Origin of the sequence: Herbaspirillum sp. AP02 (assembly GCF_015767275.1) — a bacterium.
Lineage (GTDB): Bacteria > Pseudomonadota > Gammaproteobacteria > Burkholderiales > Burkholderiaceae_D > Herbaspirillum.
Genome location: NZ_JADWMY010000005.1, coordinates 161,623 through 181,499 on the forward strand (window position 1 = coordinate 161,623; position 19,877 = coordinate 181,499).

Sequence of the window (19,877 nt, forward strand, 5' to 3'; positions counted from 1 at the left end):
CTGCGGACATTGCCGCTGGCAATCGGCCGTCCCGCTTTGCCGCAGGCAAAGTGGCGTGGGAGACTTGCCCTCCTTTGCGCGGAGGAATCCCATGCAAGCTCAAACCCCGGCCGTGGCCGATGACGATGTCCCGGTAGTGCGCCTGCTCCACAAGCTGCTGGCCGACGCCATCGGCATGGGTGCCTCCGACCTGCACTTCGAACCCTTCGAGCACTTCTTCCGCGTCCGCTTGCGCATCGACGGCATCCTGCACGAACTGGCCCAGCCGCCCCTGACAATGCGTGACAAGCTGGCCACCCGCCTGAAAATCCTGGCGCGCCTGGACATCGCCGAAAAGCGCCTGCCCCAGGACGGCAAGATGCGCCTGGCGCTGGCCCAGCGCAGCATCGACCTGCGCGTCTCCACCCTGCCCACCCAGTTCGGGGAAAAGATCGTCCTGCGCATCCTCGACACCGCCCAGGCCGCCTTTTCCATCGCCGAACTGGGCTATGAGCCGGCCCAGCAGGAAGCCCTGCTGCAAGCCATCGCCAAGCCACATGGTCTGGTACTCATGACCGGCCCTACCGGTTCGGGCAAGACGGTCTCTCTGTACGCCTGCCTGCAGCGGCTCAACCGCCCCGGGGTCAACATCGCCACCGCCGAGGACCCGGTGGAAATCAACCTGCCCGGCATCAACCAGGTCGGCATCAACGAGCGTGCCGGGCTGGACTTCGCCACGGCGTTGCGCGCCTTCCTGCGACAGGACCCGGATGTGCTGATGGTGGGCGAAATCCGTGATCTGGAAACCGCCGACATCGCGGTCAAGGCCTCGCAGACCGGGCATCTGGTGCTCTCCACCCTGCATACCAACGATGCCCCTGCGACCCTGACCCGGCTGCTCAACATGGGCGTGCCGGCCTACAACATCGCCGCTTCGGTGAGCCTGATCGTGGCGCAGCGGCTGGTCCGCAAGCTGTGCCGCTGCCGTCGCCCGGCCGCGGGCACGCCAGTCACCTACCTGCCGCAGGGCTGCCCGGCCTGCAACCAGAGCGGCTATCGCGGCCGCACCGGCATCTACCAGGTGCTGCCGGTCAGCGCCGCCATGCAGGCGCTGATCCTGGCCCAGGCCGGCACACTGGAGCTGGCGCAGCAGGCCCAGGCCGAAGGCATCATCGACCTGCGTCGCGCCGGTCTGCTCAAGGTACTGCGAGGCGAAACCAGCATGGGAGAAATCCTTGCCAGCACGTGAACCACCGCGCTTTCAATGGGAGGGCCTGGACCGGCATGGCCGGCCACAGCGCGGCGTGCTGCAGGCAGTCGATGAAGCCCAGGCGCGCGCGAACCTGCGACGCCAGGGCCTGCGCGTGGCACGGCTGCGGCGCGAGGCCGAGGCCGGGGCCGGGGCTGGCACGAGCACCGGCACCGGCAACAAGCAAGCGGCCGTCTCGCGCAAGCCGTCCCGAGGGCGCATCAGCGACAAGCAGATCGCCCTCTTCACCCGCCAGCTGGCGACCATGCTGCAGGCCGGGCTGCCGCTGCTGCAGTCCCTGGACATCGCCATCCGCGGCGCCGGGCAGGGACCACTGGCCGGGCTACTGGCCGAGGTACGACAACAGGTATCACGCGGAGATAGCCTGCACGCTGCCCTGCAGGGCCATCCGCGTCATTTCGATGCGCTCTTCTGCAACCTGGTGCGCGCCGCCGAGGAAGCGGGCATGCTCGACAGCATGCTGGAACGCATCGCCCTCTATCGCGAGAAGTCGCTGGCGCTGCGGGGCAAGGTCAGGGCGGCGCTGGCCTATCCCGGCGCGGTGGTGCTGGTGGCGATCATCGTGACGGCGGTCATCATGCTGTGGGTGGTCCCGGCCTTCGAGCAGATGTTCCAGCAGTTCGGCGCCGAACTGCCACTGCCCACCCGCATCGTGATGGCCCTGGCACGCATGCTGGGCCGTTACTGGCCGCTGCTGCTACTCGGCCTGGCCGCAAGCGGCTTGCTGGCCATGCACGCCTGGCGCCGCTATCCGGTGCTGCGGGCGCGGGCGCAGCGCCTGAGCCTGTCATTGCCGATCTTCGGCAGACTGTTGCGACAGGCCGCGCTGGCGCGCTGGAGTCGTACCTTCGGCACGCTCTTCGGTGCCGGCATCGCCCTGGTGGAAGCGCTGGAGACCGTCGCCGGAGCAGCCGGCAATGTGGTCTTCGCCGAGGCCTCGCTGGCGGTGCGCGATGCGGTGCGCAATGGCGCATCCCTGCATGGGGCGATGCAGGCCACCGGGGTCTTCCCCGACCTGGCGGTGCAGATGACCGCCGTGGGCGAGGAAGCCGGTGCGCTGGACACCATGCTGGGCAAGATCGCCGAACTCAACGAGCGCGAGGTCGACGAGGCCGTCAGCGCCCTCACCAGCCTGATGGAACCCGTTATCATGGCGGTTCTGGGCGTGGTCATCGGCGCTCTGGTGGTTGCGATGTATCTGCCGGTATTCCGCATGGGTGCAGTGGTGTAACGGTATGACGGTACGACATAACTGCGGCGGCGCCGCCCTCCTGCAACCTGAATTCACGACTCGATACGATTGAACCCGACGATGCATTTCCTGGAAGCCTATGCCCTCCCCGGCAATCCCGCGCTGGCCGGCCTGGCGGCCCTGCTGGGCCTGCTGGCGGGCAGCTTCCTGAACGTGGTGATCCACCGCCTGCCCATCATGATGCTGCGCGAAACGGCCAATTTCGTGGCCCTGGAGCGTGGTGAAGCGCTGCCCCATCAGGATCGCTACGACCTCTGGCTGCCCCATTCGTCCTGCCCCCACTGCGCCCGACCGCTGGCGCTGTGGCACAAGGTCCCGGTGCTGAGCTGGCTGCTGCTGCGCGGTCATTGCCGCTTTTGCCAGGCCAGGATCAGCCCGCGCTATCCCCTGGTGGAGCTGCTGACGGCGTCACTGTTCGCCCTGGTGGCCTGGCGCTTCGGACTGGGTGCCACCGGGCTGGCCGTCATGCTCTGCAGCGCCTTCCTGATTGCGCTCGCCTTCATCGATGCCGACACCATGCTGCTGCCCGATGACCTGACCCTGCCGCTGCTGTGGCTGGGGCTGCTGGTGAACCTGAACCATCGCCTGGTGGCGCTGCCCGATGCAGTGCTGGGCGCGGCGGCCGGCTATGGCGTGCTGTGGCTGATCTTCTGGATCTTCAAACTGGCCACCGGCAAGGATGGCCTGGGCTATGGCGACTTCAAGCTCATGGCCGCCCTGGGCGCCTGGCTGGGCTGGCAGGCGCTGCCGCTGGTGCTGCTGCTGGCCTCCGTGATGGGCGCCCTGCTGGGCCTGGCGCTGATGGTCGGCGGGCGCCACCAGCGCGGCCAGGCCATTCCCTTCGGCCCCTGCCTGGCCGGCGCCGGCCTGCTGGCCCTGCTGCTGGATGGCGCCTGGCTGAACCTGACTCACTTCGCTTACTGAACCTATTCCATGACTTCCTTGACTGAACGCTTCACCATCGGCCTGACTGGCGGCATCGGCAGCGGCAAGACCACGGTGGCCAATCTCTTCGGTGAACTGGGCGCCTCGCTGGTGGATACCGATGCCATCGCCCATGCCCTGACCGCGCCCGAGGGCCTGGCCATCGCCCCCATCCGCGCCCATTTCGGCGACGAATTCATCGATGCCCGGGGCGCCATGGATCGTGCGCGGATGCGCCATCACGTGTTTGCGCACCCCAACGCCCGCCATGCGCTGGAAGCGATCCTGCACCCGCTCATCCGCAGCGAAACGGTGCGCCAGGCCGAGGCCGCCACCGGCAGCTACGTCATCTTCGTGGTGCCGCTGCTGGTGGAGTCCGGCACCTGGGTCGGGCGCGCCAGCCGCATCCTGGTGGTCGATTGCCCGGAACAGGTACAGGTGGCCCGCGTCATGCAGCGCAACGGCCTGCAGCGCGACGAGGTGGAAGCCATCATGGCCGCCCAGGCCAGCCGCCAGGCGCGGCTGGCGGTGGCTGACGACGTCATCGACAACGGCGGCGACAATGCCACGCTACCCGATCAGGTGCGTGCGCTGCATGCGCGCTACCTGATCCTGGCAGGCGCGGCATGAATGGCGGCGGCGGCGCCACGCTGCCTAAGGCTTCATTTGATGTGGCCTGCATTTGTAATTTTCTGCTGCATGGGTCAGAATCACAGACATTGCAATGTTGACGAGGTTTTTTGCACCAGCGCGCCTGTCAGCCGCCTTCAACAAGTCCGGTTCACCGATAAAGGGATCATGCTTTGATCGTCTACGAATACCCTTTCAATGAGCGTATTCGCACGCTGCTGCGACTGGAAGACCTCTACGAGAAATTCGTCTTCTTCCTGCACCAGGAAAGCCCGCATCAGCATCACATCGCCCTGGCCACCATTTTCGAAATGCTGGAGGTCGCCGGACGTGCCGACCTCAAGTCCGACCTGCTGCAAGAACTGGAACGGCAGAAACAGATCCTGCTGGCCTACCAGTCCAACCCCAATGTCGAGCCCGAGATGCTCAACGCCATCCTGGCCGAGGTAGACCAGGCCAGCAGCGCCCTCGCGGCGGCGCAAGGCAAGACCGGCCAGAATATCCGCGACAACGAATGGCTGATGAGCATCCGCGGCCGCACCATCATTCCGGGCGGCGCCTGCGAATTCGACCTGCCGGCCTATTACGCCTGGCAACAGCATTCCTTCGAGCGTCGCTTCCAGGACATCTCCAACTGGTTCGCCCCGCTGATCCCCTTGTTCGACGCGATCGGCATCGTCATGCGCCTGCTGCGCGAATCGGGCCATGCCGTGAAGATCAACGCCGAAGGCGGCAGTTACCAGCAGATGCTGCAAGGCAAGGTCTACCAGATGCTGCGCCTGTCGCTGGATATCGATCTGGGGGCGATCCCCGAGATTTCCGCCAACAAGTACATGCTGTGGGTGCGTTTCACCCAGCAGGATGGCGACGAGAAGCCGCGCTCCTTCGAGGGTGAAGTCCCCTTCGAACTGGCCCTGTGCGGCTTTTGACCTGTAACGAACGAATTGACGTAACGCGTATGGCGACGATAGTGGATTGCCCGACCTGTGGCACCAAGGTGGAATGGAGTGAAAAGAACAAGTATCGGCCGTTCTGCTCCGAACGCTGCAAGCAAATCGACCTGGGCGCCTGGGCGGAAGAAAAGTACACCATCCCCGCAGTGAACCTGCCGCTGGAAGACGAAGGGGACAAGCCCGTACAGTGATGACGGGCTTTTTCCTTCACATTTGCTCAAATCCCCGCTTTTGAATCCTGCATGGCGGCCAAGGCCAGGGCCTGAGCACGGTCACGCCTGCTCGCCGTAGCGCAACTGGTCCAGCCACTGGATCAGGGGAATCGTCGCCGGCAGCAGCGGTTGCACCCCCACGCTCCCCTGCCAGGCAAAGGCCTGGCCTTCCAGGCTTTGCGGTTCGCCGCGCCACTGGCGGCTGATGTAGAAATGCAGGCGCACATGGGCATGCGGATAGACGTGTTCGACGCCGCACCAGGGCTCGCCGTCCAGCACCTCGATGCCCAGCTCTTCCTTGAACTCCCGCTGCAGGGCCGCGAAGATGCTTTCTCCCGGCTCCACCTTGCCGCCCGGGAACTCCCAGTAACCGGCATAGGGCTTGCCTTCCGGGCGCTGGCCCAGCAGCACGTCGCCGTTGGGCTGCATCAGGATGCCCACGGCGACGTCGATCGGCTTGGCGGCCTGGCTCATCAGGCTTGCGCCTTGCCGGCGTAATCGCGGGCGAATTGCCAAGCCACGCGACCCGAGCGGGAACTGCGTTGCAACGCCCAGCGCAGCGCATCGGCACGGGCCTCGGCGATCTGGGCATCGGTGCAGCCGAAGTGGCGCAGCCAGTGGGCGACGATGTCCAGGAAGTCATCCTGCTTGAAGGGATAGAAGGTCACCCACAGGCCGAAGCGCTCGGAGAGCGAAATCTTTTCTTCCACCGTCTCGCCGGGATGCAGGTCGCCGTCCTCGGTGTGGGTATAGGTGCTGTTGTCGGAGAGGCGCTCCGGCATCAGGTGGCGGCGGTTGGAGGTGGCGTAGATCAGCACATTGTCGGACTGGGCCGCGATGCTGCCGTCCAGCGCCACCTTCAGCGCCTTGTAGCCACCCTCGCCTTCCTCGAAGGAAAGATCGTCGCAGAAGACGATGAAGCGCTCCGGGCGTGCGGTCACCAGCTCGACGATGTCCTGCAGGTCGTGCAGGTCGTCCTTGTCGACCTCGATCAGGCGTAGGCCGCGGTCGGCGTACTGGTTCAGGCAGGCCTTGATCAGCGAAGACTTGCCGGTGCCACGCGCACCGGTCAGCAGCACGTTGTTGGCGGGACGGCCTTCAACGAACTGGCGGGTGTTCTGGTCAATCTGTTCCTTTTGCGGGCCGATATTGTGCAGGTCGGACAGGCCGATCCGCGAAATCTGGCCCACGGCCTGCAGGTAGCCGGCGCGCTGGGCAGTGGCACCGCGCCAGCGGAAGGCGACGGCGCTGCTCCAGTCTGGCTCGCGGGCGGCGGCATTGGGCAGGATGGCTTCGACGCGCGCCAGCAAGGCTTCGGCACGCTGCAGGAATTGGTCTAACTGGGTCATGGTGATCGGTGCCTGGGATGGGCTTGAGAGTAGATGCGACGCCACATTGTGGCGCAACACGGCAGCGGCCGGCGTGAATTAAATTGTTCCGAGGGCGCGGGCATTCATGTTGCCGCCACCATCCCGGGCGCGCCGCCAGCCCGGGGATGGTGGGCTGGCGGGTGCGCGGTGACAGCTCCTGTCAGGGGATCAGGAACGGTAGTCGGCGTTGATCGATACGTAGTCGTGCGACAGGTCGCAGGTCCAGATGGAAGCCTTGGCCGTGCCGCGCGCCAGCTTCACGCGGACCACGATCTCGGCCTTCTTCATGACGCGCTGACCGTCTTCCTCGCGGTAGTCGGGGTTGCGGCCGCCGTCCTTGGCGACCCAGACATCGTCCAGCCAGAGGTTGATCCTGGACACATCCAGGTCGTCGATGCCGGCATAGCCGATGGCGGCCAGGATGCGGCCCAGGTTCGGATCGGAGGCGAAGAAGGCGGTCTTGACCAGCGGCGAGTGGCCGATGGAATAGGCGATCTGGCGGCATTCCTCGACACTCTTGCCGTCTTCCACGGCCACTTCGATGAACTTGGTGGCGCCTTCGCCATCGCGCACGATCTGGTGCGCCAGGTGTTGCGAGAGGTCGGTGACGGCCGCAGCCAGCTGCTGGTACTCATCGCTGTCGGCGCTGGTGATCTCCAGTTCGCCGGCACCGGTGGCCATCAGGATGAAGGAATCGTTGGTCGAGGTGTCGCCATCGATGGTGATGCAGTTGAAGGAGTGATCAGCGGCATCCTTGACCAGCTGGTTCAGCAGCGCCTGTGGCAGCTTGGCGTCGAAGGCCAGGAAGCCCAGCATGGTGGCCATGTTGGGCTTGATCATGCCGGCGCCCTTGCTGATGCCGGTCATCACCACCTGCTTGCCGCCGATGCTCAGGGTGCGCGAAGCCGCCTTGGGCTGGGTGTCGGTGGTCATGATGGACTCGGCCGCGTTGAACCAGTTATCGGCCTTGAGGTTGCCGATGGCCTGTGGCAGGCCGGCGATGATGCGCTCTGCCGGCAACGGCTCCAGGATCACGCCGGTGGAAAACGGCAGGATCTGCTGCGGCTCCATGCCCATCTGCTGGGCCAGGGCGGCGCAGACCGACCTGGCGCGCTGCAGGCCTTCTTCACCGGTGCCGGCGTTGGCATTGCCGGTATTGATGACCAGCGCACGGATGGGCTTGGCGGCGCTCAACTGGGCCAGGTTGGCCTGGCAGATCTGCACCGGTGCAGCGCAGAAGCGGTTCTTGGTGAATACGCCGGCCACGGTGGCGGTCTCGGCCAGCTTCATGACCAGCACGTCCTTGCGATTGGCCTTGCGCACGCCCGCTTCGGCATGGCCGAGTTCGATGCCGGCAACGGCTTTGAGGTCGGAAGAGACGGGGATCGGGGAATTGACGGCCATGGCGAGCTTTCAGCGTAAAAATCGGAACGCGTATTTTAAACACTTTCCGTCACCGGCTGATGACGCAGGACGCCGGTTTCGACGATCTCGGCGCATATCAAGGCACACATCTCGGCCCACCGGGCATACTGGCCGGGGCCGGGATGGAAGCCGTCCTGCGCCATCTCCTGCGGCAACGTCCATTGCAGCAAGCAATAGCGCAACGCCGGGTCACGCCCTATCCAGGCGCGCAATGCGCGGTCCAGCTTATGGGCGCAGCGGCCCAGATACCAGCGCAGCGGCTGCGGCGCCAGTGGCAGCAGATGCATGGGTGGCAAGCCCGAAAAGACGATGTGCTCCACGCCGGCCTGCGCCCTCAGGCGCTCGCTCAGCTGGCGCAGGTTGGCGAGGTAACGGCGGGCCGACATCTGCGAGGTCACGTCGTTGACGCCCAGCGCCACCACCAGCACGGTGGCCGGGCCGATCTCGTGACGCGCCAGCAGGTCCAGGGCTTCCAGCGAATTGACGCCGCTCTGCGCCACCAGTTGCCAGGCCACCGGCCGGCCGCTGCGGGCCGCGAGGTGGCGCGCCAGCGGTTGCGCCAGTGCCTGCTCCTGATGCTCCACGCCGACGCCGGCGGCCGAGGAATCCCCGACCACCAGCACCTGCAGCGGCGCGGTGGCGGCGCTGGCGCTGACATCGCTGGCCGGTATCTCCACGCCGCTGCGCGGGCCGGTCGCCTCGGGCAGGCGCAATGCGGTCTTGCGCAGGCGCCTGCCCTGCAGCAACAGCAGCGGTCCGAGCAGGATCTTGGCCAGGATCAACATGCGGTCCGCCGCTCAGGGCAGCAGGTTCTTGACCACCACCAGCCAGGGCCGCTGTGCGATCGGCTGTGCCCGACCCTGCTCATCGACCGGGATCAGCGATTCGGACACCGAGTTGAAGACATTGCCGCCGATCACGCCGGCCCAGCCATCATCGGCATGGACTTCCACTACCATGTCGCAATGCCCGGCCAGGCCGGGGCGAATCTCGTCGATGGAAGTCACATTGTTGTTGCCACGCGGGGCACAGATCAGATCGCCGGGCGTGAGCGGCTCACTCTCAGGTGGACGTAGCACGAATTGCGGCGAGGGACGCGACTGGCGATCCTTGAGGAAGCTCAGATAGTTGAAATGGGTTTCGTTGGGCGCAAAGTCCTGTGGCGCCACATTGCTGCTGACCATCAGCCAGGAAATGAAAGCGGCCGACCAGGCCTGCTGGCAGTCGGCGCCGGTCAGGTTCTTGCCGACTGCATGCCAGTATTCGGCCACGCGCTGCACCGCCTCGCCTTCATCTTCCAGCAGGCCCAGGCGCGGGGCGCTGAAGGGCTCGTGCCGCATGTCGATCTGCTGGTTGCCGAAGAAATCCCACTCGGCCTTGGCTGCCGCCACCAGGGCGGCGCGGGTGGGCGCGGCGGTGCTGATGGCCACCGCCGGTACGCCGGTATTGGTGACCGGCACGGAGGGCGTGACCGGCGCATAACCGGCGTTGTCGCTGTCGCGCCATTGCGGCAGGGGTGAGGAGGCGCAGCCGGCCAGCAACAGAGTGGCTGCCAGTGCGCTGCATAGGACGGGGCGGGAAAACGTGGCGGATGTCATCTTCTTGTTCTCCTGGAGGGCGGACCATCTGGCAGACCATGGCTGCCGGTGCGCTCATCATAAGGCCTAAGGCCGGCCGGGTTGCAAAGGGCACACGGGCAGCACACCCAGCAAAAAGGCCGTTCACCCGGGCGGGGGAACGGCCTTCTCTGGGACGAGCGGGCGATCAGGCGAAAGTGATCAGGCCAGCTTGCCGTGGCACTGCTTGTACTTCTTGCCGCTGCCGCACGGGCAGGGGTCGTTGCGACCGACCTTGGGGTATTCCGAATCATCGTCGGCGTCCGCCTGGGCGGTCGGCGCGAGCAATTCCTCGGGGGCCGCCTCGGGGTCGAAATCGGCGTGCTGGTAGTTGACGTGGATGGGCGAGCCGCCGGCCATGCTTTCCTCGGCCGCTTCGATTTCCTCGCGGCTCTGGATGCGGACCGTCATGACCACCTTGATCACTTCGTTCTTGATCAGGTCCAGCATCTGGGCGAACAGTTCGAAGGCTTCGCGCTTGTATTCCTGCTTGGGGTTCTTCTGCGCATAACCGCGCAGGTGGATGCCCTGGCGCAGGTGATCCAGCGCGGCCAGGTGTTCGCGCCAGTGGTTGTCGATGCTCTGCAGCATGACGCTGCGCTCGAAACCGGCGAAGGCGTCCACGCCGACCACGGCGACCTTGGCGTCGTAGCTCTCCTGGGCTACCTTCAGCAGGCGCTCCAGCAGGTCTTCGTCGGACAGGTCCGGCTCGGCCTGCAACATCGCTTCCAGCGAGACGTCCAGCTGCCATTCGCCGGTCAGCGCGGCTTGCAGGCCGGGGATGTCCCACTGCTCTTCCATCGACTCGGCCGGCACGTACTGGCGGAACAGGTCCGTGAAGACGCCATCGCGCAGGGAAGAGATCATCTCGGCCATCTCGGCCGACTCCAGCAGTTCATTGCGCTGCTGGTAGATCACCTTGCGCTGGTCGTTGGCGACGTCATCGTATTCCAGCAATTGCTTGCGGATGTCGAAGTTGCGGGCCTCCACCTTGCGCTGGGCCGATTCGATGGAGCGGCTGACGATGCCGGCTTCGATCGGTTCGCCCTCGGGCATCTTGAGGCGGTCCATGATGGCGCGTACACGGTCACCGGCGAAGATGCGCAGCAGCGCGTCGTCCAGCGACAGGTAGAAGCGCGAGGAACCCGGATCGCCCTGGCGGCCGGAGCGGCCACGCAACTGGTTGTCCACGCGACGCGATTCGTGACGTTCGGTACCGATGATGTGCAGGCCGCCGGCATTGACCACGTGGTCGTGCAGGGACTGCCATTCATCGCGCAGCTGCTGCGATTTGGCGGCCTTGTCGGCGTCCGACAGGGACTCGTCGGCCTCGATCAGCTGGATCTGCTTGCCCATATTGCCGCCCAGCACGATGTCGGTACCGCGACCGGCCATGTTGGTGGCGATGGTGATCATCTTGGGACGGCCGGCCTGGGCCACGATCTCGGCTTCGCGGGCGTGCTGCTTGGCGTTCAGGACGTTGTGCGGCAGCTTGGACTTGGTCAGGATGCCCGACAGCAGTTCCGAGTTCTCGATCGAGGTGGTGCCCACCAGCACGGGCTGGCCGCGCTCGTAGCAGTCCTGGATGTCCTTGACCATCGCCATGTACTTCTCTTGCGCGGTCTTGTAGACCTGATCCTGGCGGTCCTTGCGGGCATTGGGACGGTTGGGCGGGATCACCACGGTTTCGAGGTGATAGATTTCCTGGAATTCGTAGGCTTCGGTATCGGCCGTGCCGGTCATGCCGGACAACTTGCCGTACATGCGGAAGTAGTTCTGGAAGGTGATCGAGGCCAGGGTCTGGTTCTCGTTCTGGATCTTCACGCCTTCCTTGGCTTCCACCGCCTGGTGCAGGCCATCGGACCAGCGGCGGCCGGTCATGAGACGACCGGTGAATTCGTCCACGATCACCACTTCGCCGTTCTGCACCACATAGTGCTGGTCCCGGTGGTACAGGGTGTGGGCGCGCAGGGCGGCATACAGGTGGTGGATCAGGGTGATGTTGGCGGCGTCGTAGAGCGAGGCGCCTTCGGCCAGCAGGCCCATCTGGGTGAGGATTTCCTCGGCCTTGTCGTGACCGGCTTCGGTCAGCAGCACCTGGTGGCTCTTCTCATCCTTGGTGTAGTCGCCCGGGACTTCGATCTTGCCCTTGCCGTCCGGGGTTTCCTCGCCGATCTGCAGCGTCAGCAGCGGCGGTACGGCGTTCATCTTGTGGTACAGCTCGGTGTGGTTCTCGGCCTGGCCGGAGATGATCAGCGGGGTACGCGCTTCGTCAATCAGGATCGAGTCCACTTCGTCGACGATGGCGAAATTGAGGGCGCGCTGCACGCGGTCGTCGGCATCGAAGACCATGTTGTCGCGCAGGTAGTCGAAACCGAATTCGTTGTTGGTGCCGTAGGTGATGTCGGCGGCGTAGGCTTCCTGCTTGACGTCGTGCTCCATCTGCGACAGGTTCACGCCGGTGGTCAGGCCCAGCCAGCTGTAGAGTTGTCCCATGTCGTCGGCATCGCGCTGGGCCAGGTAATCGTTGACGGTCACCACGTGCACGCCCTTGCCGGCCAGGGCATTGAGGTAGGCCGGCAGGGTCGCCATCAGGGTCTTGCCTTCGCCGGTGCGCATTTCGGCGATCTTGCCGAAGTGCAGGGCCATGCCACCGATCAGCTGGACATCGAAGTGACGCATCTTGAGCACGCGACGGCTGGCTTCGCGGCAGACGGCAAAGGCTTCCGGCAGGATCGCATCGAGCGCCTCGCCGCCGGCGATGCGTTGCTTGAATTCGGGCGTCTTGGCTTGCAGTTCAGCATCGGTCAGTTTCTCGACCGAGGGCTCCAGCGCGTTAATCTGGCGGACGATTTTTTGATATTGTTTGAGCAGACGCTGGTTACGGCTGCCGAAAATCTTGGTCAGGAATGACATGCTTGGATTCTATAAAAGCGCCGATGGACGATCCGGCAGATAGACGTTTGGCACCCGGCCGTGGGGTTCCGGCCGACAACGCCCGAAAATAAACCATGGATTTTAGCACGCAGGCCCGCGCCAATGGCTTTACGGCCCGGCCTGAGGCGGTAAAGCCTTAGATCGGGCAGGTTTGCAAGGTTTCAAGGTGGAAGGGGCGCGTGAAGAAATATTCAGGCCGGCGCGCCCGCCCGGTGGATGCCGCCCGTGGGTGCAGGGCTCAGCGGCCAGCCACGAATACCGGCATCTGCTTGGGCTGGTTGCCGCCATTGGCGCCCAGCGCCAGGAACTTGCGCGGATCCTGGGCAATACCACGGATGCGCACCTCGAAATGCAGGTGGGCGCCGGTGGAACGGCCGGTGGAGCCGACATCGGCCACATGCTGACCGCGCTTGACGATATCGCCCACCTTCACGAACAGGCGCGATGCGTGGGCGTAGCGGGTGATGATGTTGTTGCCATGGTCGATTTCCAGCATGTTGCCAAACTGGTAATGATATTCCGAGGCGATCACCACCCCGGCGGCGGCGGCCACGATGCGGGTGCCGACCGGTGCCGGGAAGTCCAGGCCTTCGTGAAAGGCGTTGTGACCGGTGAAGGGGTCCAGGCGCCAGCCGAAGCTGGACGAATTGTAGGCAACGTTGACCGGCTGGTTGGTCGGCAACAGGCGTGACTTGATCTTGTCGCCCATCAGGGTGGACTCGACGGCATTGAGGTAATCGGTGCGATGCCCGGCGTCCAGGGCCAGGTTGTCCAGCATGCGGCGCAACTCGTCCAGGCCGACATCACGGCCCGGGCCAGCCAGGCTGGAGACTTCGGCGCCGCCGCGACCGGGCGACTCCTTGAAATTGAATTCCTCGGGACGAATGCCGGCCAGGCCCTGCACCCGCTCGCCCAGCGCATCCAGGCGCATCATCTGGGCCTGCATCTCGCCGACCTTGACGGCCATCATGGCCAGGTTTTCCTTGAGGAATTTTTCGTTGCGGCCGTCCTCTTCCTGGCTCATCGATACTGCCAGCTTGTGCAACAAGGGGGATGCATCGGGGTCACCGGCCTGGCGCAGCAGGAAGTAGGTGATCAGCGTCGACGAGCCGGCGATCAGGCCGACCAGCAGGAACATCATGATGAACAGATGCTTGCTGCCCAAGGTGACCGAACGGGCTTTGGTGAAACGGGGGTGCAGCAGGATAATTTGCATCTTTGCTCCTTGGTCTCCGGCCGGTCAGACACCGGATGTGATAAGGTTTAAAGATGAAGTACCCATCTACGTTCACCCCTTATCGCCCTGCCCCCACGAGCGCCCAACGCATGGCGAAGAGCACGAAGGGAGCCGCGGATTTCTTGCGGTCGAATTCGACGATGGCGGCGCTCTTGCCCGCCCTGGCTCGCATGGGCACGCTGCAGCAGTCGGTCGCCGCGTCGTTGCCGGCGATGTTTGCCGCGTGTCAGATCTTGCAGTTCGAAGCTGGCGTGCTGGTCATGAGCGCACCCAATGCAGCGCTGGCGGCCCGGTTGAAGCAGCAAACCCCGAGGCTGCAGGACCGCCTGCTGAAGGACGGATGGCAGGTTAATTCAATCCGAATCAAAGTGCAAGTTGGCAAAACTGCCCCTCCACCTCCGCCCAAACGGGTGCTGGAGCTGACCGACGGCGCCCTCTCCTCCTTCGCCGAGCTCAGCAGTACGCTGGCCAGCGACCCGCGCAGTCAGGGTCTGAAGGAGGCGATCGATGCCATGATACGGCGTCGCGACGGGCGCAGATCGACCAAGCAGGCAGGGGAATCGTCGCCATTTCCCGAGGGAAGCTAGAGCCGCCCGCCCCTGTCCTGATAAAAGATTTACAAGATTTTTTACCAGCCCACTCTGCAGCGCCAAAAAGAAACGCCCCGGTCCAGGCCGGGGCGTCTGCATTTGAGGACTGCTGCTGTGCGGTTAAGCGATCAGTTCAGCGCCCACTCCTGCTTGGCCTGCATGACGTAGGTCTGCGGCGCCTGTTCCAGCTTGTCGAAGCTGACGATTTCATAAGCATCGGGTTGCGACAGCAGCTCGCGCAGCAGCAGGTTGTTCAGTCCGTGACCGGACTTGTGGGCGTCGTAGCTGGCCAGCAGGGGATGGCCGATGATGTAGAGGTCGCCGATGGCGTCCAGGATCTTGTGGCGCACGAACTCGTTGTCGTAGCGCAAGCCGTCGGCATTGAGGATGCGGTACTCATCCATGACGATGGCGTTCTCGAACGAACCGCCCCGCGCCAGGCCCATGCCGCGCAGGGTTTCGACGTCCTGCATGAAACCGAAGGTACGCGCGCGCGCGATTTCCTTGACGTAGGAGTCGATGCCAAAATCGACCTCGGCCACCTGACCGGTACCATCCACGGCGGGATGGTTGAATTCGATGAAGAACTTCAGGCGGAAACCGTCATAGGGTTCCAGGCGCGCCCATTTTTCCTTGTCGCCGCTGCCTTCACGCACTTCCACCGGTTTCTTGACGCGGATGAATTTCTTGGCCGCATTCTGCTCCTGCAGGCCGGCCTGCTGCAGCAGGAAGACGAAGGACGAGGCCGAGCCATCCATGATGGGGATTTCTTCGGCGGTCAGGTCGATATACAGGTTGTCGATGCCCAGGCCGGCGCAGGCCGAGAGCAGGTGTTCGACGGTGGAAACCTTGGCGCCATCCTTGGTCAGGGTCGAGGCCATGCGGGTGTCGCCCACGCCGGTGGCCATCATCGGCAGCTCGACCACCGGGTCCAGATCGACGCGACGGAAGATGATGCCGGTGTCGGGCGCGGCCGGACGCAGGGTCAGCTCGACCTTGGTGCCGGAGTGCAGACCGACGCCCGTGGTCTTGACCAGATTCTTGATTGTGCGCTGTTTCAACATCCAGTCATTATAGCCAAGATGCCTTCTCGCCGCCCCGCCACGGCGCGGCTTTGTTGCAAATCGTTCCCATCTGCAAAGACCCGCCAGTGCGATCTCGGGACGACTTCTTGCAAGGCTTGCCATTTCCACAAAGCAAAACGGCATGCCGCAGCATGCCGTTGCAGGATTCCCGGAGGAAATCAGCCCAGTTGGCCCAGCAGGGTCTCGGCGTTGGAGACCTCGAACTTGCCCGGGGCTTCCAGGTTCAGCTGCTTGACCACGCCATCTTCGAGCAGCATCGAATAGCGTTGCGAGCGCACGCCCATGTTGCGTTCGGTCAGGTCGAACTCCATGCCCAGTGCCTTGGTGAGGGTGGCGCTGCCGTCGCCGAACATGCGCACGATGCCGGTGGCCTTCTGGTCGCGCCCCCAGGCGCCCATGACGAAGGCGTCGTTGACCGAAAGGCACCAGATCTCGTCCACACCCTTGGCCTTGAACTGTTCCGCCAGGGCGATGTAGCCCGGCACGTGCTTGGCCGAACAGGTCGGGGTGAAGGCGCCGGGCAGGGCAAACAAGGCAATCTTCTTGCCCTTGACCAGGTCGGACACCTTGAAGGCGTTGGGGCCCAGGCTGCAGCCTTCGGTCTCGGTCTCGATGAATTCGGTCAGGGTGCCTTCGGGCAGGCGGTCGCCGATCTTGATGGTCATGGTGTTTCCTCGTCTGGTTGTATAAATGATCTAGGTGATGAATCTGGCCCGATTGATCAATCGGACAGATGAGTTGCCCGCAGGCGACGCACGAAAAAACGCCGCGCACCAGGCGCGGCGTTAGTATGCCTTGGAACCGGCCGGCCTGCTGCGACTGTGCAGGCCAGCGGTGAAGACCCGACTCAGTCCGCCTGCTTGCGCAGGAAGGCCGGGATGTCGTAGGTTTCCATGCCGTTCTTTTCCAGTGCGCGCACGGTGTCGGAGGCCGACTCGCGACGCCACACGGCCGGCGCCTTCAAACCACCGAAAGTAGCACCGCCCGCTTGCGCGGCGCCTTGCGGCATCACGCCACCAACGGCCATCATCGGTTCGTTGTGGGTACCGGTACGCATGACCGGGGTCTGCACCAGCTGCACGGCCTTGCGGGCACGGCCCAGGCCGGTGGCCACCACGGTGACGCGGATCTCGTCGCCCATGCTGTCGTCGTAGGCAATACCCTGGGCGATGGAAGCGTCAGGGGCAGCGAAGGCACGCACGGTCGCCATCACTTCCTTGATTTCCTTACCCTTCAGGCCACGGCTGGCGGTCACGTTGACCAGCACGCCGCGGGCGCCCGACAGGTCGATGCCGTCCAGCAGCGGCGAGGCCACGGCCTGCTCGGCGGCCACGCGGGCGCGGTCCACGCCGGCAGCGGTGGCGGTCCCCATCATGGCCTTGCCCTGCTCGCCCATGATGGTCTTGACGTCGTTGAAGTCGACGTTGATATGGCCCGGGACATTGATGATCTCGGCAATACCAGCCACGGCGTTGTTGAGCACGTCATCGGCGTGGGACAGCCATTCGATCATGCTGTCGTCTTCGTAGATCTCTTCCAGCTTTTCATTGAGGATGATGATCAGCGAATCGACGTGCTGGGTCAGCTCTTCCAGACCGGCATCGGCGATGTCCATGCACTTCTGGCCTTCGTAGGAGAACGGCTTGGAGACCACGGCCACGGTCAGCGCGCCCAGCGACTTGGCCACCTGCGCCACCACCGGTGCAGCACCCGTGCCGGTGCCGCCACCCATGCCGGCGGCGATGAAGACCATGTGCGCACCGCGCAGGGAATCTTCGATGCGGGCACGGGTTTCCTCGGCCAGACGGCGACCGACGTCAGGCTGCATGCCGGCGCCCAGACCGGTATCACCGATCTGGATGACGTTATGCGCCTTGGATTGCTTGAGCGCCTGGGCATCCGTGTTGGCGGCGATGAATTCGACGCCAGACACACCCTTGTTAATCATGTGCTGCACGGCATTGCCGCCAGCACCGCCAACGCCAACGACCTTGATGATCGTCCCCAGCGTCGCATTGTCGACCATATCGATTTCCATGATGACTCCTTAAAATATGTGTGTCCTGCAGCTGGCAGTTGATAGGCATCACGCGGTGTGACGACTAGCAACTGATCACTGCTGTCTATATGTTCAATTCCCTGTTGCTGCTGCTTTTACTTTTGAAACCAATGCTGCCGATGCTACCAATGCTACGAATGAATGTTGCGAGTCATGCGTGATACCGCTATTCCAACCAAACCGTCCTGCCCATCTGCTGGCGTACTGTCCATGTCGACTGCCTGAACCCTACAACCGTTACGCCAGCGTCCACCAATGCTTTTACATCCTGATGCATTCCGCAGCCCGCCGGTAATGCCCGCCGGACGCGGCCCTCAGAAGTTGCCGAGGAACCATTCCTTCATGCGCTGCCAGACCGCCTTCACCGAGCCTTCCTGGCGGGTCACGATGTAGCCGCGCAGGTATTGCTTCTTGGCTTCCTGCAACAGGCCCAGGACGGTCGAGTAGCGCGGGCTGCGCACCACGTCGGCCAGCTGGCCGCTGTATTCCGGCGTGCCCAGTCGGGCCGGCTTGAGGAAGATGTCTTCGGCCAGCTCGGTCATGCCCGGCATCATCGCCGAGCCGCCGGTGAGGACGATGCCCGAGGACAGCACTTCTTCGTAGCCCGACTCGCGCACCACCTGGTGCACCAGCGCAAACAGTTCTTCCACGCGCGGCTCGATGACCGCCGCCAGCGCCTGGCGCGACAGGGTGCGCGGATTGCGGTCGCCCAGGCCCGGCACTTCCAGCGTCTCGGTCGGATCGGCCAGGATCTGCTTGGCCACGCCATAGCGCAGCTTGATTTCCTCGGCCTCCAGCGTGGGCGTGCGCAGCGCCATGGCAATGTCGTTGGTGATCTGGTCACCGGCGATGGGGATCACGGCCGTATGGCGGATCGCACCTTCGGTGAACACCGCCACGTCGGTGGTACCGCCACCGATATCGACCAGCACCACGCCCAGTTCGCGCTCGTCAGTGGTCAGCACCGAATCGGCCGAGGCCATCGGTTGCAGGATCAGGTCCGAGACTTCCAGGCCACAGCGGCGCACGCACTTGACGATGTTCTGTACGGCCGAGACGGCGCCGGTGACGATGTGCACCTTCACTTCAAGGCGGATGCCGCTCATGCCGATGGGCTCGCGCACGTCTTCCTGGTTGTCGACGATGAATTCCTGCGGGACCGTATGCAGCAATTGCTGATCGGTCGGGATGTTGACCGCCTTGGCCGTCTCGATCACGCGGGAGACATCGGCCGCCGTGACTTCCTTGTCCTTGATGGCCACCATGCCGCTGGAGTTGAAGCTGCGGATGTGGCTGCCGGCAATGCCGGTATAGACATTGCGGATCTTGCAGTCGGCCATCAGCTCGGCCTCTTCCAGGGCGCGCTGGATGGATTCGACGGTGGCTTCGATATTGACCACCACCCCCTTCTTGAGCCCCTTGGATTCGGACTGGCCCAGCCCGATCACTTCATGGCGGCCGTCGGGCAGCACCTCGGCCACCACCGCCACCACTTTCGAGGTGCCGATGTCCAGGCCGACGATCAGATTTTTTGCGTCTTTTGTCATAGCGTTCCGCTTATTTCTTTTTCCCGTTCATTGCCGCCAGCACCATGCCATCCGCCTTCAACGCCATCCCGTTGGGATAGCGCAAGTCGACACTTTCAATCTTGCCCTGCAATCTTTCCAGCAGTTGCGGATACACCGCCACCAGCCTTGCCACACGTTCCTTCAAGACCGCATCGCCCTGGTCGCGCCCCAGTTCGACCGTCATGCCGTTGTCCAGGCGCACCGTCCAGGCATAACGATTGGACAGCACCAGCGATTCCGGCTCCAGCTTGATCGGTGCGAACCACTGGCGGAACAGCGCCAGCCGGGCCACCACCTGCTGCTCGCTACCGGGCGGGCCATCGAATTCCAGCAGGTCACCGTCGTCCTCGGCCTCGGCCAGGTTGGCGGTAAACACATCGCCCTTCTGCGACAACAACTTGCCATCTTCACCCCAGGTACCCAGGGCCTTGTGTTCCTCGATCTTCACCACCAGCCGGTCCGGCCATTCGCGCCGCACCATGGCCTTGCGCACCCAGGGCACGGCCTCGAAGGCCGCCCGCACCGCCGTCAGGTCGGCAGTGAAGAAATTGCCGTGGATGCGCGGCACCGCCGTCGCCCGCACCGTCAACGCATTGACCTTTTCCAGCGGCAACTCGCCGGCGGATTCGATGCGTATCGTGTGCAGCGTAAACATCGGCCGCTGCGCCACCCACCACAAACCGGATGCCACCAGGGCCAGCAGCACCAGCGCAATGAGCGCACTGCTGATGGCGTTGAGCATCTTGACGTCCTGCCACATCGACGCGCGC

General features: G+C 64.2%; 19 protein-coding genes. 7 read left to right on the plus strand and 12 right to left on the minus strand.

All coding sequences use genetic code 11. The annotated features are described in order from the left end of the window. The first annotated feature begins 91 nt into the window (after positions 1-91). The 6 genes from I5R65_RS12635 (at position 92) to yacG (ending at position 5,199) form a co-directional block, all read left to right on the plus strand. The gene (locus I5R65_RS12635; protein WP_180667969.1) at positions 92-1,228 is read left to right on the plus strand and encodes a GspE/PulE family protein; all 1,137 of its coding nucleotides are present in this window, start codon (positions 92-94) and stop codon (positions 1,226-1,228) included. Next, the gene (locus tag I5R65_RS12640) at positions 1,215-2,480 is read left to right on the plus strand and encodes a type II secretion system F family protein (RefSeq protein WP_180667971.1); all 1,266 of its coding nucleotides are present in this window, start codon (positions 1,215-1,217) and stop codon (positions 2,478-2,480) included. Before I5R65_RS12635 ends, I5R65_RS12640 begins: the two co-directional genes overlap by 14 nt. 81 nt (positions 2,481-2,561) lie before the next feature. Further along, a complete protein-coding gene (locus I5R65_RS12645) occupies positions 2,562-3,425 on the plus strand; it encodes an A24 family peptidase (RefSeq protein ID WP_180667972.1) in 864 nt (287 codons plus the stop codon). Between the two features lie 9 nt (positions 3,426-3,434). Further along, positions 3,435-4,055, plus strand: coding sequence for a dephospho-CoA kinase (gene coaE, locus I5R65_RS12650; protein ID WP_180667974.1), 621 nt, complete (start codon positions 3,435-3,437; stop codon positions 4,053-4,055). A gap of 173 nt (positions 4,056-4,228) precedes the next feature. Beyond that, positions 4,229-4,984: a cell division protein ZapD gene (gene zapD, locus I5R65_RS12655; protein ID WP_180667976.1), complete on the plus strand. Its 756-nt coding sequence runs from the start codon at positions 4,229-4,231 to the stop codon at positions 4,982-4,984. A gap of 29 nt (positions 4,985-5,013) precedes the next feature. After that, positions 5,014-5,199, plus strand: a complete 186-nt coding sequence (gene yacG, locus I5R65_RS12660) for a DNA gyrase inhibitor YacG (protein WP_034336666.1) — start codon at positions 5,014-5,016, stop codon at positions 5,197-5,199. Between the two features lie 81 nt (positions 5,200-5,280). Here the strand turns inward: yacG and mutT are convergent, their stop codons facing one another. From mutT to I5R65_RS12695, 7 genes are all read right to left on the minus strand, one after another. Continuing rightward, the gene (mutT, locus tag I5R65_RS12665) at positions 5,281-5,694 is read right to left on the minus strand and encodes an 8-oxo-dGTP diphosphatase MutT (RefSeq protein WP_180667977.1); all 414 of its coding nucleotides are present in this window, start codon (positions 5,692-5,694) and stop codon (positions 5,281-5,283) included. Further along, positions 5,694-6,569, minus strand: a complete 876-nt coding sequence (locus I5R65_RS12670; protein WP_180667979.1) for an ATP-binding protein — start codon at positions 6,567-6,569, stop codon at positions 5,694-5,696. The genes mutT and I5R65_RS12670 overlap by 1 nt, the downstream gene beginning before the upstream one ends. A gap of 189 nt (positions 6,570-6,758) precedes the next feature. Next, complete coding sequence (gene argJ, locus I5R65_RS12675; RefSeq protein WP_180667981.1) at positions 6,759-7,994, minus strand: bifunctional glutamate N-acetyltransferase/amino-acid acetyltransferase ArgJ; 1,236 nt, start codon at positions 7,992-7,994, stop codon at positions 6,759-6,761. Between the two features lie 35 nt (positions 7,995-8,029). Continuing rightward, a complete protein-coding gene (locus I5R65_RS12680; protein WP_180667982.1) occupies positions 8,030-8,800 on the minus strand; it encodes an SGNH/GDSL hydrolase family protein in 771 nt (256 codons plus the stop codon). Between the two features lie 12 nt (positions 8,801-8,812). After that, positions 8,813-9,613, minus strand: coding sequence for a DUF2272 domain-containing protein (locus I5R65_RS12685; protein WP_180667984.1), 801 nt, complete (start codon positions 9,611-9,613; stop codon positions 8,813-8,815). 180 nt (positions 9,614-9,793) lie between these two features. Continuing rightward, the gene (gene secA, locus I5R65_RS12690) at positions 9,794-12,547 is read right to left on the minus strand and encodes a preprotein translocase subunit SecA (protein ID WP_180667985.1); all 2,754 of its coding nucleotides are present in this window, start codon (positions 12,545-12,547) and stop codon (positions 9,794-9,796) included. A gap of 259 nt (positions 12,548-12,806) precedes the next feature. Then, the gene (locus I5R65_RS12695; protein WP_180667987.1) at positions 12,807-13,784 is read right to left on the minus strand and encodes a M23 family metallopeptidase; all 978 of its coding nucleotides are present in this window, start codon (positions 13,782-13,784) and stop codon (positions 12,807-12,809) included. Positions 13,785-13,837: 53 nt separating this feature from the next. On the opposite strand from I5R65_RS12695, the gene I5R65_RS12700 reads away from it, so the two are divergent. Further along, positions 13,838-14,392 carry a DciA family protein gene (locus tag I5R65_RS12700; RefSeq protein ID WP_180667989.1) on the plus strand — a complete coding sequence of 185 codons (555 nt, stop codon included), beginning with the start codon at positions 13,838-13,840 and terminating at the stop codon, positions 14,390-14,392. 131 nt (positions 14,393-14,523) lie between these two features. Here I5R65_RS12700 and lpxC read toward each other — a convergent pair whose 3' ends face one another. The 5 genes from lpxC to I5R65_RS12725 all read right to left on the minus strand — a co-directional run bounded on the left by lpxC (position 14,524) and on the right by I5R65_RS12725 (position 19,867). Further along, positions 14,524-15,459, minus strand: coding sequence for a UDP-3-O-acyl-N-acetylglucosamine deacetylase (gene lpxC, locus I5R65_RS12705; protein WP_006713168.1), 936 nt, complete (start codon positions 15,457-15,459; stop codon positions 14,524-14,526). A gap of 179 nt (positions 15,460-15,638) precedes the next feature. After that, positions 15,639-16,145 (minus strand): peroxiredoxin, encoded by a 507-nt coding sequence (locus I5R65_RS12710; protein WP_180667990.1) that lies wholly within the window; start codon positions 16,143-16,145, stop codon positions 15,639-15,641. Positions 16,146-16,327: 182 nt separating this feature from the next. Next, a complete protein-coding gene (ftsZ, locus tag I5R65_RS12715; protein ID WP_180667992.1) occupies positions 16,328-17,518 on the minus strand; it encodes a cell division protein FtsZ in 1,191 nt (396 codons plus the stop codon). A 335-nt stretch (positions 17,519-17,853) separates the two neighbouring features. After that, positions 17,854-19,086: a cell division protein FtsA gene (ftsA, locus tag I5R65_RS12720; RefSeq protein WP_008334543.1), complete on the minus strand. Its 1,233-nt coding sequence runs from the start codon at positions 19,084-19,086 to the stop codon at positions 17,854-17,856. A 10-nt stretch (positions 19,087-19,096) separates the two neighbouring features. Next, positions 19,097-19,867, minus strand: coding sequence for a cell division protein FtsQ/DivIB (locus tag I5R65_RS12725; RefSeq protein WP_006713162.1), 771 nt, complete (start codon positions 19,865-19,867; stop codon positions 19,097-19,099). Between the last annotated feature and the right edge of the window lie 10 nt (positions 19,868-19,877).